This is a genomic window from Novosphingobium sp. TCA1, from assembly GCF_009811895.1.
GTDB classification, from domain to species: domain Bacteria; phylum Pseudomonadota; class Alphaproteobacteria; order Sphingomonadales; family Sphingomonadaceae; genus Novosphingobium; species Novosphingobium panipatense_A.
Map to the genome: position 1 here is coordinate 16755 of NZ_BLJH01000006.1, position 16415 is coordinate 33169.

At 64.7% G+C, this 16415-nt stretch carries 14 protein-coding genes; 10 read left to right on the top strand and 4 right to left on the bottom strand.

Annotation, left to right across the window (positions count from 1 at the left end):
- Window positions 1-54: 54 nt before the first annotated feature.
- The 3 genes from NTCA1_RS09380 to tpiA form a co-directional block, all read right to left on the bottom strand.
- Window positions 55-1683 carry a CTP synthase gene (locus NTCA1_RS09380; RefSeq protein WP_086490607.1) on the bottom strand — a complete coding sequence of 543 codons (1629 nt, stop codon included), beginning with the start codon at window positions 1681-1683 and terminating at the stop codon, window positions 55-57.
- A gap of 149 nt (window positions 1684-1832) precedes the next feature.
- Window positions 1833-2240 (bottom strand): preprotein translocase subunit SecG, encoded by a 408-nt coding sequence (gene secG, locus NTCA1_RS09385; protein ID WP_086490731.1) that lies wholly within the window; start codon window positions 2238-2240, stop codon window positions 1833-1835.
- Window positions 2241-2377: 137 nt separating this feature from the next.
- Entirely contained in the window at window positions 2378-3136 is a 759-nt protein-coding gene (gene tpiA / locus NTCA1_RS09390; RefSeq protein WP_159830204.1) for a triose-phosphate isomerase, read from the bottom strand.
- Window positions 3137-3451: 315 nt separating this feature from the next.
- Between tpiA and NTCA1_RS09395 the strand changes: the two genes are divergently transcribed.
- From NTCA1_RS09395 to lexA, 9 genes are all read left to right on the top strand, one after another.
- On the top strand, window positions 3452-5422 hold the full coding sequence (locus NTCA1_RS09395; protein ID WP_159830206.1) for a peptidylprolyl isomerase: 1971 nt from the start codon (window positions 3452-3454) through the stop codon (window positions 5420-5422).
- Between the two features lie 38 nt (window positions 5423-5460).
- Complete coding sequence (gene trpE / locus NTCA1_RS09400; protein ID WP_159830425.1) at window positions 5461-6972, top strand: anthranilate synthase component I; 1512 nt, start codon at window positions 5461-5463, stop codon at window positions 6970-6972.
- Window positions 6969-7748, top strand: a complete 780-nt coding sequence (locus NTCA1_RS09405; RefSeq protein ID WP_159830208.1) for a phosphodiester glycosidase family protein — start codon at window positions 6969-6971, stop codon at window positions 7746-7748. The genes trpE and NTCA1_RS09405 overlap by 4 nt, the downstream gene beginning before the upstream one ends.
- A complete protein-coding gene (locus NTCA1_RS09410) occupies window positions 7745-8341 on the top strand; it encodes an aminodeoxychorismate/anthranilate synthase component II (protein WP_159830210.1) in 597 nt (198 codons plus the stop codon). The genes NTCA1_RS09405 and NTCA1_RS09410 overlap by 4 nt, the downstream gene beginning before the upstream one ends.
- Window positions 8338-9342, top strand: coding sequence for an anthranilate phosphoribosyltransferase (gene trpD, locus NTCA1_RS09415; RefSeq protein WP_201282451.1), 1005 nt, complete (start codon window positions 8338-8340; stop codon window positions 9340-9342). Before NTCA1_RS09410 ends, trpD begins: the two co-directional genes overlap by 4 nt.
- 24 nt (window positions 9343-9366) lie before the next feature.
- Entirely contained in the window at window positions 9367-10158 is a 792-nt protein-coding gene (trpC, locus tag NTCA1_RS09420) for an indole-3-glycerol phosphate synthase TrpC (protein ID WP_159830212.1), read from the top strand.
- Window positions 10155-10640 carry a cyclic pyranopterin monophosphate synthase MoaC gene (gene moaC, locus NTCA1_RS09425; RefSeq protein ID WP_159830213.1) on the top strand — a complete coding sequence of 162 codons (486 nt, stop codon included), beginning with the start codon at window positions 10155-10157 and terminating at the stop codon, window positions 10638-10640. Before trpC ends, moaC begins: the two co-directional genes overlap by 4 nt.
- Window positions 10641-10648: 8 nt before the next feature.
- A complete protein-coding gene (locus NTCA1_RS09430) occupies window positions 10649-11851 on the top strand; it encodes a molybdopterin molybdotransferase MoeA (protein WP_236549207.1) in 1203 nt (400 codons plus the stop codon).
- Between the two features lie 131 nt (window positions 11852-11982).
- Window positions 11983-12669 carry a transcriptional repressor LexA gene (lexA, locus tag NTCA1_RS09435; RefSeq protein ID WP_159830215.1) on the top strand — a complete coding sequence of 229 codons (687 nt, stop codon included), beginning with the start codon at window positions 11983-11985 and terminating at the stop codon, window positions 12667-12669.
- On the opposite strand, the gene NTCA1_RS09440 is transcribed toward lexA, so the two are convergent.
- Window positions 12663-14927, bottom strand: coding sequence for a ComEC/Rec2 family competence protein (locus NTCA1_RS09440; protein ID WP_159830216.1), 2265 nt, complete (start codon window positions 14925-14927; stop codon window positions 12663-12665). The genes lexA and NTCA1_RS09440 overlap by 7 nt on opposite strands.
- Window positions 14928-14956: 29 nt before the next feature.
- On the opposite strand from NTCA1_RS09440, the gene gltX reads away from it, so the two are divergent.
- Window positions 14957-16411 (top strand): glutamate--tRNA ligase, encoded by a 1455-nt coding sequence (gene gltX / locus NTCA1_RS09445; RefSeq protein WP_159830217.1) that lies wholly within the window; start codon window positions 14957-14959, stop codon window positions 16409-16411.
- The last annotated feature ends 4 nt before the right edge of the window (window positions 16412-16415 follow it).

A 16415-nucleotide genomic window follows, 5' to 3' on the forward strand; every position in this document is an offset into this window, starting at 1 on the left:
GCGGAACCTTCCCGGTTCCGCCCCCTTTTTCCTGTTTCTGCGAACCGGCCTGGATCAGACCAGTCGGGCCTGCCGGAGTGCTGCGGCAACGAACCCTGCGAAGAGCGGATGCGGCTCGAAGGGGCGCGACTTGTATTCCGGGTGGAACTGCACGCCCACGAAGAACGGATGATCCGGCCGCTCGACGATCTCGGGCAGCAGTCCGTCCGGCGACATGCCGGAGAAGATCAGCCCATTGCCTTCCAGCGTCTCGCGGTAGGAAGCGTTCACTTCATAGCGGTGACGGTGACGCTCGGAAATCTCGGTGCTGCCGTAGATCGAAGCGACATGGCTGTTGGGCGAGAGTTCGGCCTTGTAGGCGCCAAGGCGCATCGTGCCGCCCAGATCGCCGCCTTCGGCACGCTTTTCGAGACCGTCCTTGCCCATCCACTCGGTGATGATGCCGACGACCGGTTCCTCGGTCGGACCGAATTCCGTGGAGTTCGCCTTCTCGACACCGGCCGAGCGGGCGCCCTCGATGCAGGCCATCTGCATGCCGAGGCAGATGCCGAAGAACGGCACTTCGCGCTCGCGGGCGAAGCGCACCGAGGCGATCTTGCCTTCCGTGCCGCGCTCGCCGAAGCCGCCGGGCACCAGAATGCCGTGCATCGGCTCAAGGGCTGCGGCGATTTCCGAATCTTCCTTTTCGAAGATCTCGGCATCGATCCACTTGACGTTGACCTTGACGCGGTTGGCCATGCCGCCGTGAACGAGTGCTTCGTTCAGCGACTTGTAGGCGTCCTGCAGGCCGACATACTTGCCGACGACACCGATGGTCACTTCGCCTTCGGGATGCTCGAAACGGTCGGTAATGTCGTTCCAGCGCGAAAGGTCGGGCGCGTGCGATTCCATGCCGAAGTGGTGGAGCACTTCCGCATCGAGACCTTCCTGGTGATACTGGAGCGGCACCGCATAGATATTCGGCGCGTCGAGCGCAGGGATCACGGCCTGCGGACGGACGTTGCAGAACAGCGCGATCTTGCGGCGCTCGCTCTCGGGAAGCTCACGATCGCAGCGACACAGCAGGATGTCGGGCTGGATGCCGAGGCCGGTCAGCTCGCGCACCGAGTGCTGGGTCGGCTTGGTCTTCAACTCGCCGGCGGCCGCGATGTAAGGCACCAGCGTGACGTGGACGAAGCAGGTCTGCTCGCGGCCAAGCTCGTTGCGCATCTGGCGCAGAGCCTCGACGAAGGGCAGGCCTTCGATATCGCCCACCGTGCCGCCGATCTCGCAGAGCACGAAGTCGAGGTCGTCGGTCTCCGTCAGCGCGAAGTCCTTGATTGCGTCGGTCACGTGCGGGATCACCTGGACCGTGGCGCCGAGGTAATCGCCGCGGCGTTCCTTGGCGATGATGTCCTGGTAGATCCGACCCGACGTGATGTTGTCCGCCTGACGGGCCGAGACGCCGGTGTAGCGCTCGTAGTGGCCGAGATCGAGGTCGGTCTCGGCACCGTCGTCGGTCACATAGACCTCGCCGTGCTGATAGGGGCTCATCGTCCCCGGATCGACGTTCAGATAGGGATCGAACTTGCGGATGCGCACGCGATAGCCGCGTGCCTGCAGGAGAGCCGCGAGGCTCGCCGCCATGAGACCTTTGCCGAGCGAGGAAACCACGCCGCCGGTGATAAAAATATGCCGCGCCATGGGAGTCGGCCCTTAAATTGCATGGGGGCACGAGCGCAAGAGCGCTGTGCCTCAATCCACAGTTCAAAACGAATGAAATGCCGCCTGCCAGAGCCAGACGGCATTCCTGTTACGATGATACGCCGGGCGAAGCCCTGCCGAATGCCAGGTTACTGGCCGGCAGCACCCGAAAGCGGATCGTTGGCCGGTGCGTTTCCGGCCGGAGCCGAGGTAGCGCCATCCGCCGGAGCAGCGGCCGGTGCGGCCGCGCCGGCGAGCGGATCGGCCGGCTGCGCGGGCGCGGCCGGAGCCGTCTCGCGCTGAAGGGACGTGTCGATATCGCGGCCGGTGGTCGTATTGACCGCAAGCGCCGCAAGCACGATCGAAAGGATCACGAAGACTGCCGCAAGAACGCCGGTGGCGCGCGTCATGAAGTTGGCCGCACCGCGCGCCGACATCAGGCCCGAAGGGCTGCCGCCGCCCACGCCGAGACCGCCGCCTTCCGACTTCTGCATCAGAATGACGACGACGAGCAGGAGCGCGACGATCGCCTGGACAACGGTCAGGAAGGTGAACAGCATCTTGCGTTTTTCTCAGTCTTCTCGGGGGCCGAAAGCCCGCATCTCAAGCGGCGCAGATAGGCGCTCCCCGCCTTCCGCGCAAGTCATCAGCCGAACACCGGGCAAATACCCCTGTTCCGGCGAAAATCCCCGGCTCAGTCGTTGCCCAGCGAAGCTGCGGCACCGACGATGGCCAGGAAGCTCTCGGCGCTCAGGCTCGCGCCGCCGACCAGCGCTCCGCCCACGTCAGGCACGGAAAGCAGTTCGCCGGCATTGTCGGCCTTTACCGAGCCGCCGTAGAGAATGCGCACGTCCGCCCCGCCCTCGCCGTAGATGGTCAAGAGCTTCGCGCGGATCGCCGCATGCATGGCCGCGACGTCCTCGATCGAGGGAACGCGGCCGGTGCCGATCGCCCAGACCGGCTCGTAAGCCACGGAAAGCTTCTCCGGCGCGCCATCGACAGCCGGGCAGGATCCCTCGATCTGCGCGGCGACCACGGATTCGGCATCGCCTGCATCGCGCTGCGCCTCGGTTTCGCCGACGCAGAGAATCACCGCGAGGCCCGCCGACAGCGCTGCCTCGCCCTTGGCCCTCACGTCCGCATCGCTCTCTCCATGGAGCGTGCGGCGCTCGGAATGGCCGACGATGGTGAAGTCCGCACCGGCATCCTTGAGCATCGGGGCGGAGATGTCGCCGGTGAAGGCGCCGCTTTCCTCCGCGCGGCAATCCTGCCCGCCGACGCCGATCAGTTCGACCGCATCGCGAAGGCGGTAGAGCAACGTCGCCGGGGGCGCGACCGCCACCTGCACCTTCGGGAAGCGTGCGGCAGCCCGGTCGATCGCGCGCGCCTCGTTGAGCATCGCACGCGTGCCGTTCATTTTCCAGTTACCGACGATGTAGGGCAGACCAGCCATGTTCTTGAGAAACCTTGATTTCAGGGCGCATCGGCGCTTCGGAAACCCGCAAGGGAGCGGGAATCGCGCGCCGCGCTGTCGGGGCGCTGCTAGGGCAATGAGGCCCATCTTGTCAAAATCCGTGCTTTCCCGGTTCGCCCCGGCTCGGGCCAACTCCAGTGATCGACACCGTCCAATCGACGAGTCGCGGCGCGGTTATCGAACGTCGCCATTGCAGGATCACACAAGCCACCCTAAAGCCTGCCGGATTTCGTGCGACGGCAAGGCCATCGCTGCGACCTGAACCCAGAATTTCCACGCTGATCGGCACGGTACATGCTTTCATTCTTCCGCAACGTCCTGAAGTCCAAGATCGGCGCCGGCATTGGCCTGGCGGTGCTGGTGCTCATCACTCTGGCTTTCGTGGGCGGTGACCTTACGGGCCTTAGCGATTCCACCGGAATCACCAACGGCTCCTCCGTCGCCACCGTGGGCAAGGACGATATTCAGGAGAACGAACTCGGCCTCGCCGCCAAGTCCGCGCTGACCCGCGTCCAGGCCGAAGACCCGACGATGACCATGAAAATGCTCATCGCCCAGGGCGGCCTCGAGCAAGTGCTGGATGAACTGATCGATCGCACCGCCACGGCATTCTTCGGCAAGAAGATCGGCGTCGTCGCCGGCGATCGCCTGATCGACAGCGAGATCGCGCGCATTCCCGCCTTCCAGGGCGTGGACGGCAAGTTCGACCAGACCACCTACCGCCAGCTCCTGGCGCAGCAGGGCCTTTCCGAGAAGTCGCTCCGCGACGACATCGCGCAGGGCCTGATCGCGCAGCAACTCATGCTGCCCGCGCAGTTCGGCACCACGATGTCGAGCTTTGCCGCAAAGCGCTACGCCGCGCTGCTTGACGAAAACCGCTCCGGTTCGGTCGTCGCCCTGCCTTCGCAGGTCTTCTTCCCGGCCAACGCGCCGTCGGACGCCGAACTCCAGGCGTTCTACAAGGCCCATACCAACGCCTTCATCCGCCCCGAGCGCCGCGTGATCCGTTACGCCGCCTTCGGCGAAAGCGCCGTCAAGGATGTCGCCGCTCCTAGCGATGCCGACATCGCCAAGCGCTATCAGGCGGACAAGGCGCTTTACGCCGCGCAGGACAACCGCAAGATCACGCAGCTGATCGTGCCCACCGAAGCCGCGGCCAAGGCCGTTGCTGCGGAAGTCGCCGGCGGCAAGACCCTTGAAGCGGCGGCCAAGGAAAAGGGCCTTTCGACCGCGAATCTCGAATTCTTCAGCAAGGAACAGCTCTCAGGCCAGTTCTCGCCCGCCGTCGCCGATGCCGTTTTCGCGGCCCCCGTCGGCAAGCTTGCCGCGCCCCAGAAGAGCGCGCTGGGCTGGCACCTGATCCGTGTCGAGGAAGAGCAGAAGAAGCCGGAACGCGCCCTCGCGGCCGTGAAGGACGAGATCGTCGCCAAGCTGACCGAGGAAAAGAAGCGCGCCGCCTTCACCGATCTCCTCGCCAAGATCGAGGACGAGTTCGGCAACGGCGCCAGCCTCGTCGAAGTCGCCAAGTCGCTGGGCGCCACCGTGGAAACCACTGCGCCGATCACCGCGAACGGCCAGGTTTACGGCAAGCCCGGCGAAACCGCGCCTGCCCTGCTCCAGCCCGTGCTGAAGACCGCTTTCGGCATGGATCAGGAAAAGCCGCAGAGTGCGCAGGTCGGCAAGGACGGCAACCAGGTTTCGCCGGAAGCCAGCTTCATCGTCTACGACGTCACGCAGATCACGCCCTCCGCGCCCGCGCCGTTCAAGGAAATCGTGAACGACGTGAAGTCGGCCTGGCAGCTCGACAAGGGCGCCGCCGCAGCAAAAGCCGCCGCGATCCAGATCCAGGCCCAGATCCGTCAGGGCAAGAGCCTGGAGCAGGCCGTCGCCGCCCTCGGCAAGACGCTGCCGCCCGCCGAGCAGGTCTCGATGTCGCGCGCCACGCTCACCGCGGCGCTGCGCTCGGGCCGCCAGGTACCGCCGCCGGTCTCGCTGATGTTCCACATGGCCAAGGGCACCGTGAAGGTTCAGGCGGCCGGACAGGATCGCGGCTGGTTCGTGGTCGTCCTGAAGGATGTCGTGCCCGGCAAGGTGGAATCGGCCCAGCTCGTCGAAGGCACCCAGCGTGAACTCGGCGGCCAGCTCGGCCAGGCCTATACCGACGCGCTGAGCAAGGCGATCCGCAAGGAAGTGGGCGTCACCAAGCACGACAAGGCAATCGCCGCCGTGCGCGACCAACTCGCCGGCGCCGGTAGCGCCGAGTAAGCAGTGCCGAGTAAGCAATGAAGATGAAGACCGGGGTTATGGAACGCGAATCGGATCGCCTTGCGGCATTGGCTCAGCTCTCCCAGGGCAAGCCGGCCCTGCTCTGGCGAAAGCTCGTCGCGGATACCGAAACCCCGGTTGCCGTCGCGCTCAAGCTCTTCGAGGAAGGGCGCGGCGACTTTCTGCTGGAATCGGTCGAAGGCGGCGAAACCCGCGGACGCTACAGCCTGATCGGCCTCGACCCGGACCTGGTGTTCCGTGCAGAAGGCAATACCTGCGAGATCAACCGGAACTGGCAGGAAGACCGTCAGGCCTTCTCGCCGCTGCCGGGCGCTACCCTGGCGGAACTGCGCGCCCTTGTTGAAAGCTGCCGTTTCGACGTTCCGCCGCAGCTTCCGCCTGCGCTTGCCTGCCTTGTCGGCTATTTCGGCTACGAGACCATCGGCCTTGTCGAAAAGCTCCCGCGCGCACCGCAGAGCACCCTCGCCCTGCCCGACATGCTGTTCGTGCGGCCTTCGCTGATCCTCGTGTTCGACCGTCTCAGCGACGAATTGTTCTGCGTCGCGCCGCTCTGGCCGGAAGCCGGCTCCCTGGAGCGTCTGGTCGAGGCGGGCAGTGAGCGAATCGACGAAGCCCTGCGCAAGCTGGCCGCTCCGGCACCGGCCTGCGCGCCCATGGGCGAGCTTGCCGAGCCGGTGCAGACGCCGGTCATGGCCGCTGCCGATTACGAATCCATGGTGCTGCGCGCCAAGGACTACATCGAGGCCGGAGACATCTTCCAGGTCGTGCTGGCCCAGCGCTTCACTTGCGAATTTCCGCTGCCGCCGCTGGCGCTCTACCGCTCGCTCCGGCGTGTCAATCCTTCGCCGTTCCTCTACTTCCTCGACATGCCCGGCTTTGCGCTGATCGGTTCGAGCCCGGAGATCCTGGTCCGCGTCCGCGATGGCGAAATCACGATCCGCCCAATTGCGGGCACCCGCCCGCGCGGGAAGACGGCATCGGAAGACAAGGCCAACGAAGTGAGCCTGCTCGCCGATCCGAAGGAACGGGCCGAGCATCTCATGCTGCTCGATCTCGGGCGCAACGACGTAGGCCGGGTCGCGGCGGCAGGCACGGTCGAAGTGACCGACAGCTACACGATCGAGCGCTACAGCCACGTCATGCACATCGTCTCGAACGTGGTCGGACGACTGGATACCGCAAAGCATGACGCGATCGATGCGGTCTTCGCCGGGTTCCCGGCGGGAACCGTTTCCGGCGCCCCCAAAGTCCGCGCCTGCGAGATCATCGCCGAACTCGAACCGGAAACCCGCGGCGCCTATGCGGGCGGCGTCGGCTATTTCGCCCCGGACGGCTCGGTCGATTCCTGCATCGTCCTGCGTACCGGCGTGCTCAAGGACGGGGTTCTCCATGTCCAGGCAGGTGCGGGTATCGTGGCGGACAGCATCCCCGCCTATGAACAGCGCGAGTGCGAGGCCAAGTCCGGCGCGCTCTTCGCCGCCGCCCGCGAAGCCGTGCGCGTCGCGGGGGAGCCGGGTTTCGGACAATGAGGGCGGCCGCCGCAGCGGCCGCGCTTCTTCTCGCCGCCTGCTCGCAAGGCGACGCCAAACAGGAAGTCGCAGCGCCGCCGCCACCGGCCTGTAGCGGCGCGACTTTCGAGGGCGTATCCTTCACCCATTGCACGGCTGATCCGGCCCGGCACACCATCCACATGGTGCTCGGCCCCAAGGGCGGCGCGCCCTATCGCAGCCTGTCGCAACTGGCGGTCGATCGTCCCGGCAAGAACCATGCCGTGGCCTTCGCGATGAACGGCGGGATGTTCGACGAAAAAGGGCAGCCGATCGGCTACTACGTCGAGGAAGGCCTGCGCCTGCACAAGCTCAACACCAACGAGGGCTGGGGCAACTTTCATCTCCAGCCCAACGGCGTGTTCTATGGCGACGCGGCAGGACGATGGACGATCCGCACCGCCGCCGATTTCGCGAAGTCGGTTTCCGATCGTCCCGATTTCGGCACCCAGTCCGGCCCGATGCTCGTGATCGGCGGAAAACTTCATCCGAAGATCGACGCGGATGGCGCATCGAAGAAGCTGCGCAACGCCGTTGGCGTCGACCGAAAGGGCCGCGCGCACTTCGTGATCTCGGACGAACCGGTTTCCTTCGGCAAGCTTGCGCGCTATTTCCGCGACAGCCTTGATTGCCCCAATGCGCTGTTCCTCGACGGCAGCGTATCCTCGCTCTGGGACCCGGAGCATGGGCGAGTGGACGGCGGACCTCCGCTCGGCCCCTTGATCGTCGTCGAGAAAGCGACGAAAGGCAGGAAATGATCCTCGTCATCGACAATTACGACAGCTTCACCTGGAACCTCGTCCATTATGTGATGGAACTGGGCGCCGAAGTCGAAGTCGTCCGCAACGACGCCCTTACCGCAGCGCAGGCCATCCAGAGCGGCGCCCAGGGCTTCCTCCTGTCGCCGGGCCCCTGCACGCCCAACGAGGCGGGCATCAGCCTGGACCTAGTCGGCGCCGCTGCCGATTCTGGCAAGCCGCTGCTCGGGGTCTGCCTCGGCCATCAGTCGATCGGCCAGTACTTCGGCGGGAAAGTGGTGCGCGGCGGGTTGATGCACGGCAAGACTTCGCCGGTGACGCATGACGATACCGGCGTCTTCGCCGGCATCCCCTCGCCCTTCACGGCGACCCGCTATCACTCGCTCATTGTCGAGGATATTCCCGAGGCGCTGAAGGTCAACGCCCGCTCGGACGACGGCCATGTCATGGGCTTCCGCCATGCCGACCTCCCCATCCACGGCGTGCAGTTCCACCCCGAGAGCATCGCCACCGAACATGGCCACGCCATGCTCGCGAATTTCCTGAGACTTTGCGGCTTGGAGGCAAGGCTGCCTTCGCGGATCGCGGCATGACGGTTCAGGCGATGCTCCCCGATCCCCAGCACCCGATCGACGAGGCGGAGGCCGAACACGCTTTCGGCCGGATCCTCGACGGCAAGGTCGATGACGAGGCGATCGTCCGCTTCCTCGTCGCCCTCACCGATCGCGGCGAAACCGCCAGCGAGATCGCAGGCGCCGCCCGCGCGATGCGCGCGCGCATGATCCCGATCAGCGCTCCGGCCAATGCCATCGATGTCTGCGGCACGGGTGGGGACGGACACCATACGCTGAATGTCTCGACAGCGGTCTCGCTGGTCGTCGCGGCCTGCGGCGTTCCGGTCGCCAAGCACGGCAACCGCGCCGCCAGCTCCAAGGCAGGCGCCGCCGATACGCTCGAAGCACTCGGCCTCGATCTCGACCGTGCCGCCGAAACCGCCGAGGAAACCCTGGGCGATCTGGGCATCTGCTTCCTCTTCGCCGCGCGCCATCATCCGGCGATGGGCCGGATCATGCCCATTCGCAAGGCGATCGGCCGCCGCACGATCTTCAACCTGATGGGACCGCTGGCGAACCCCGCAAACGTCAGCCGCCAACTCGTCGGGATCGCCCGCCCCGCCTATGTGCCGATCTATGCCGAGGCGCTGATGCACCTGGGCAGCGAGCATTCCTTCGTGATCTCCGGCGACGAAGGGCTCGACGAACTGAGCCTCGCCGGCGGCAATGAAGTGGCCGAAATCAGGAACGGCGAACTCTCCATGCGGCGGGTATCGCCCGAGGATGTCGGCTTGCCGGTGTCTCCGGTCGGCGCCATTCGCGGCGGCGATGCCGCCTACAACGCCGATGCCCTGCGCCGCCTCCTGCTGGGCGAGCACGGTCCCTATCGCGACGCCGTCCTTCTCAACGCCGCAGGTGCGCTCATCGTCGCAGGCGAAGTCGAAACCTGGCAGGAAGGCGTCGAGGAAGCAGCCGAGGCGATCGACAAGGGCCTTGCCAATGCCCTGCTCAATTGCTGGATTTCCGCGCTCAAGGCCTGATCCTGGCGCGTTTTCGAGGTACCGATGTCAGACAAGCTTACCGAGATTTGCGACACCAAGCGCGCGGAAGTGCAATCCCGCAAGGGCTTCGCGACCGTCAACGACCTCGATGCCCGCAGCGCCGATCAGAGCCCCCCGCGCGGCTTCGAGGCCGCCCTGCGCCGCAAGGCGGATGGCGGTTTCGCGCTAATCGCGGAAATCAAGAAAGCATCCCCCTCCAAGGGATTGATAAGATCAGATTTTCGCCCTGCCGAACATGCCATCGCCTATGAGCGCGGCGGTGCGGCCTGTCTCTCGATCCTGACCGATGCGCCCTATTTCCAGGGCCACGAGGATTTCCTGGTCGAAGCCCGCGCAGCCTGCTCGCTGCCGGTCATCCGCAAGGACTTCATGGTCGATCCCTGGCAGGTCGCCGAGGCCCGCTTGATCGGCGCCGACGCGATCCTGATCATCGTCGCCGCGCTCGACGACGTCGTCATGGCGGAAATCGAAGCCGCCGCCCTCGAACGGGGCATGGATTGCCTTGTCGAGGTTCACAACGAATCCGAAATGGAGCGTGCAAGCCGCCTGAAATCGCGACTGATCGGCGTCAACAATCGCGATCTCAAACGCTTCGTCACCGACATCGAAACCACCGTGCGGCTTGCGCCCCTGGCGCCGGAAGGAACCCTTCTGGTCAGCGAGAGCGGGATCAACGCTCATGCCGATCTCCAGCATCTGTCGGCCTGCGGCGCGCGTACCTTCCTGGTCGGGGAAAGCCTGATGCGCGAGGCCGATGTCGAGGCGGCAACCCGCCGACTGCTGCTGGGTGCATGAGCAAGTCCCTCACCCATATCGATGCTGACGGAACGGCCCGCATGGTCGATGTCGGCGCGAAAGCGGAAACCCGGCGCGTGGCCGTGGCATCAGGCCGGATATCCATGACCGGTGCGGCCCTCGCCGCCATTCGCGCAGGCGACGCGCCGAAAGGCGATGTTCTGGGAACGGCGCGCATTGCCGGGATCATGGCAGCCAAAAAGACTTCCGACCTCATCCCGATGTGCCATCCGCTGCCGCTCGACGCCGTCAATCTCGACTTCGCTTTTGAGGACAGCGCGATAACGGCCAGGGCGACCGTATCGCTAAACGGGCGAACCGGCGTTGAAATGGAAGCGATTACAGCCGTTTCCGTGGCTCTCGTGACGATTTACGACATGGCCAAGGCGCTCGACAAAGCCATGGTCATCGGCGACATCAGGCTGATCGAGAAGATCGGCGGAAAGTCTGGTCATTGGAAGGCGGCAGACCAGTTGCAATGAAGCCGCCGATGGATCTGGATGAGGCGCAGTCCCACCTGCTGGCGCTGGTCGAACCGCTCGCCATCGAACATGTCGATATCGAGGGCACGCTCGGACGCTATCTCGCCGCGCCGCTGCATGCGCGGCGCTGTCAGCCCATGGCGGACATGTCGGCCATGGACGGATATGCCGTGGCTGAAGACGATCTTGCCGGCCCCTGGCGGGTGATCGGAGAAAGCGCCGCAGGTCATCCCTTCACGGGCACGATAAATGCCGGCGAGGCCGTGCGGATCTCGACCGGCGCCCTGCTACCTTCCGGCGGCCGGGCCGTGATCCTGCAGGAAGACCTGCACCGCGCAGGCGACAAACTGACCCTTGCCGGAGAGGCGCCTTCGCCCGGAAACCGCCATATTCGCGCGAAGGGCATGGACTTCCCGGACGGTCATCTGCTGCTGGCAGCCGGAACGCAGATCGGCCCGGCGCAGGCCGGGTTGGCCATCGCCGCCGGGCACAGGCATCTTCCGGTATGCAGGATCCCCCGCCTCACCGTGATCGACAGCGGGGACGAACTTTCCAGCGATCCCGAATTCTGCGCCGAGCATCAGATTCCCGCCAGCAACGGCGCCATGCTCGTGGCGCTGGCACGCAGCCTCCCGGTCGATGCCAAGCGTAATGGACCGATTCCCGACGATATCGAGGCACTCGTCGCGGCCCTGGAAGCGGCATCGGATGCCGACATCATAGTCACCAGCGGCGGAGCGTCGGTGGGGGACCACGATCTCCTGCGTCCGGCCCTGGAGGCGTGGGGCGCCCGGATCGAATTCTGGCGCATCGCGATCAAGCCGGGCAAGCCGCTTCTGATCGCAACACGCAATCGCGGCGCGCGCAGGCAACTTGTCATCGGATTACCCGGCAATCCCGTGTCCAGCCTCGTAACCGCCTACCTTTTCATGCTTCCCGTGCTCCGCGCCCTCCTCGGCGCCGCCGATCCCCTGCCCCGGAAAATCACGATACGCCTCGCCGAGCCGCTGAAACCCGGCGGTGCGCGGCGGGAATTCCTAAGAGCCCGGTGGGATGGCGAAACGGTTCGAGCGCTGTCCCTTCAGGATAGCGGGGCGCTCTCGTCCCTGGCTGCAAGCAATGTTCTGATCGACCGCCCGGCTCACGCCCCCGCTGCCCTTGCCGGAGACGATGTTCAGGTATTCTTGCTCCAAAATGGCGGTATTGCTTGACTATACCCGGTTCGTTGCATAATTGTTCCCTCATTGTTCGCAGGTAAGTCGCTGAAAGGCGAAATGCGCTGACGGACGGCCCGGCGGGCGGAATCAGGTCCAAGTGCCGCAGAACACATGAGGCTAAGCAGATGTTGACGCGCAAGCAGCACGAATTGCTCCGGTTCATCCAGGTCCGGCTTGAGGAAAGCGGCATTTCCCCCAGTTTCGAGGAAATGAAGGAAGCGCTGGACCTCAAGTCCAAGTCGGGTGTCCACAGACTGATCTCGGCGCTCGAAGAACGCGGCTTCATCCGGCGCCTTCCCAACCGCGCCCGCGCGCTGGAGGTTCTTCGCCAGCCCGAAGATGCAAACCCCAAGCCTGCCAAGGCCACGCCCGCGACACCTGCGCGAGAAGCGACTACGCGCGCTCCTGCGGTCGGTGTGCCCGCCAACGACGTCATCGAAATTCCGCTTCATGGCCGGATCGCCGCAGGCGTTCCCATCGAAGCTCTGGAAGGCCAGTCCTCGCTTCCGGTTCCGGCGGCGCTGCTGGGCTCGGGCGATCATTATGCTCTGGAAGTTTCAGGCGATTCCATGGTGGAAGCCGGCATTCTCGATGGCGACTTCGCACTGGTGAAGCGCACCAACACGGCGCGGGACGGCGAGATCATCGTCGCTCTCATCCGCGGTGAGGAAGCCACGCTGAAATACTTGCGCCGCGAAGGCGGAATGATCCGGCTCGATCCGGCGAACGGGGCCTATGAACCCCAGATCTACGGGCCGGACGAAGTGGAGGTTCAGGGCAAACTCGCAGGCTTGCTCCGCCGCTATCACTGATGGGTGTCACTGGGAGGCGCCAGTGTCGTCTCCCTTGCCCAGGACGCCCTTTCCACTTGGTTTGCGAAGGGTCGAAAGGTCCTCGACCGCCACCATCCATGATCGCCTTGTGTTTCGCTCACCGACTTGACCGTCCGGGGTCCGACAGAAATCGCAAGGCCGCCTGTTCGATCCAGCAACCGGCGATCGGCCTTTAGCCATCTTGGCCGACAGGAGCCGGGAAGGCGCCGATCGGCGATAACCACATCTGCACGTGCGCAGGCCTTGGCCAATTGCTCTTCCGGCACGATACTGCGCCCCCGGGCAATCAGAAGATGTGTGACTTTCCCGGGACTGTTCAGGGCGACTGCACAGAAATCCTGATTGCACCGTGTACCGGAACTATTCCGCACCGCTTGCGGTCTCTGCGAAAGACCTGCCGCCTCCATGATGTTCTCCAGGGCATAGTCGCTGGAACTGTCGCGAAGCATGGCGATGCGGCCGTTGCCGGGATCGACCCATGCCACATGACGGCCATCGCCTGAGACCATGATGTCCGGCGCCTGCATCACCAGCAGCACCAGTAGTCCAGCCATGATCGGCAGCAGCCCCCAGAGACGGAATGTGCCGTTCCAAAGCCCAAGCCATAGACCGCCCGCCACGAAGAGCAGGAAGTGCCCTCCGCTCATTCCGGGCGTGACGATCACCGCGCCGGGGCGCGCTGCCACGAATCGGGCAATTTCAAGCAAGGCATCGATGGCGTGGGCAGCGAGCCACCAGACCGGCGCGCCCAATCCCACAATGTCGAGCGCCAGCGCCAGGGCGATCAGCGGCATGATCGCCAGTGTGGTCAACGGAATTGCAACGAGGTTCGCAAAAGCACCATAAAGTCCGGCCCGATGAAAATGGAAGAGGCCGATCGGCATCAGGACGATTTCGATAGCAATCCCGGTTGCGAGAAGCATCGCGAGCGCGCGCAAGCCCTTTGTCGAAACGGCTTCGTCACGGGGGCTCAGCCAGCGCTTCATCGGCTCGGCGCTGCCCAGGGCTACAAGCACCATGACCGCCGCGAAGCTCATCTGAAAGCTCGGGCCGAGGATCGACTCGGGCCAGATCAGCAAGACCAGAAAGGCCGCAACGGCCAGCAGCCGCATAGATAGGGCATCGCGGCCGTGGACGACCGCCAGAAGGACCAGCAAGGCGCCGAGGCAGGACCTTACGGTGGGCACCTGCGATCCGCTCAGTAGCGTATAGCCGATACCCACAAGCGCTCCGGCAATGCCCGCCAGGATCGGAAGCCGAACCCTCAGCGCCAAAGCGGGCGAGAGGGCCAGCAGGCGAAGTACCACGAGATAGGCGAACCCGATCACCGCGCTAACGTGAAGCCCGCTGATGGACAGAAGGTGCGCGAGGCCAGAATCCCGCATGGCCTGGACTTCCACATCGCCGATTGCGCCCATGTCTCCGGTCGTCAGAGCCGTTGCGATGCCCCCCGCCGTCCCGGGCAATCGTTTCGCAATATGATGCGAGAGCGCCATGCGCTGTGCGGTTAGCCAGTCCTGGCCCCCGCCCCGGGACACGATCTCGACCGGCGATGTCACCGATCCCGTGGCGGAAATACCCATGAACCATGCGGCCCTGGCAAAGTCATACCCGCCCGGAAACATCGGCGAAGCCGGAGGCGAAAGCCGTCCGCGAAATCGGATGACCGCGCCGCTGGCCAGTTCGTTGTCGCCCGAAGACAGCGGCAGATTTACGCGCACCTTGATCGGGTTGGCGCTTTCGGGATCGCGCATGGCCAGGGTGAGCCTCAAGCGGTCAAGGGCCGGCTGTTCTTCTATCCCGATGACGCGTGCCGTGAAACTGCCGCTGACCGGGTGTGAAATCGCCGGACGCCCAACGATTTCCGAACGTATCCAGATGGAAAGGAAACCCGCCAGAAACAGTAAAGAAAGGGACAGGACAGCCTGCCTGCTGTAAGGGAAGCGCAGGATGCCGCTGCGCCAGTTCAGTGCTAAAAGTGCAATCGTGACGCATACTACGCAAATGCCTGCCCATGCCTCCGCGGTTAACGATAAAAACCACGCAATTATGCCGATTCCAAAGGCTACCGTCAGCCATGGCCCTCTTGCGAAACCGCAGTTCGAAAGAAAACACTCGACACCGGCCAAACTGCTCGACAAGTGGCTCTGGCTGATCCATGGGCGATGCTGCATTGCAGCGCCTCCGGTGACATCCGGGCGCTCGAAATCAACCGTCGTGGCGGCGTGGCTGGCCATGGCGCGCATAGGACAGGAAGGTTTTTATAATGGCAAGCGGCAGTGCATCGAGCGGAGCGACGGCAAGCAAGACCGTCGTGACGCGCTTTGCCCCCTCGCCCACGGGCTATCTCCATATCGGCGGTGCCCGGACCGCGCTCTTCAACTGGCTGTTCGCCCGTCATCACGGCGGCAAGTACCTGCTCCGCATCGAGGACACCGACCGCGCCCGCTCTACCGAGCCTGCGATCGAGGCGATCTTCGACGGCCTGACCTGGCTGGGCCTGGATGGTGACGAACCCGCGGTGTTCCAGTTCGCCCGCTCCGACCGTCATGCCGAAGTGGCCGCCGAGTTGTTGGCCAAAGGCCATGCCTATCGCTGCTACCTGACGCCCGAGGAACTCGCCGAACGCCGCCAGAAAGCCCAGGAAGAGCGTCGGCCTTTCCGTATCGACAGCGAATGGCGCGATGCGGATCCCGCGACCTGGCCGGCGGGCCAGTCTTACGTCGTGCGCGTGAAGGCGCCGCGTGAAGGCGAAACCACCATTTCCGACCTTGTTCAGGGCGAAGTCACCGTCAGGAACGAGGAAATCGACGACTTCGTCATTCTTCGCTCGGACGGCACGCCTACCTACATGCTGGCCGTTGTCGTCGACGACAACGACATGGGCGTCACCCATGTCCTTCGCGGCGACGATCATCTGAACAACGCCTTCCGCCAGCTTGTGGTCATTCGCGGCATGGGCTGGGACGAACCCGTCTACGGCCACGTCCCGCTCATCCACGGCTCCGATGGCGCGAAGCTTTCCAAGCGGCACGGGGCGCTGGGCGTCGATGCCTATCGCGACGAGATGGGCGTGCTGCCCGAAGCCCTGTTCAATTATCTGTTGCGCCTTGGCTGGGGCCATGGCGACGAGGAATTCATCAGCCGTGAGAAGGCGGTCGAGTGGTTCGACATGGCGGACGTGGGCAAGTCGCCCTCGCGCTTCGACCTCGCCAAGCTGCAGAATCTCAACGGCCATTACTTGCGCGAGGCCGACGATGCGCGCCTTGCCGAACTGGTTGCGCCGCGCCTTGCCAAGGCCGGCTACGAAAGCCCGGATCTGCCCCTGCTGACGCAGGCGATGCCGGTGCTGAAGGTCCGCGCGAAGGACCTCAACGAACTTGCGGAAGGTGCTGAATTCCTTTTTGCCAAGCGTCCGCTCGCATTCAGCGAGAAGGCGCAGGCGCTCTTGACGGACGAGGCGCGGGGGCGCCTTGCCGCCATGCACGAGCGTCTTTCCTCGCAGCCCGAATGGGCTCTGGAGGCACTGGAATCCAGCCTTAAGGCAATGGCCGAGGACTTGGGATTGGGCCTCGGCAAGCTCGCACAACCCTTGCGGGCGGCCCTGACTGGTCAGACGACCTCTCCGGGTATTTTCGACGTATTGGTTCTGCTCGGCCGGGACGAAAGCCTTGCACGCATCGGCGCGCAGGCGGACGCTTCGACCGGGTCGCACATATAAGGAG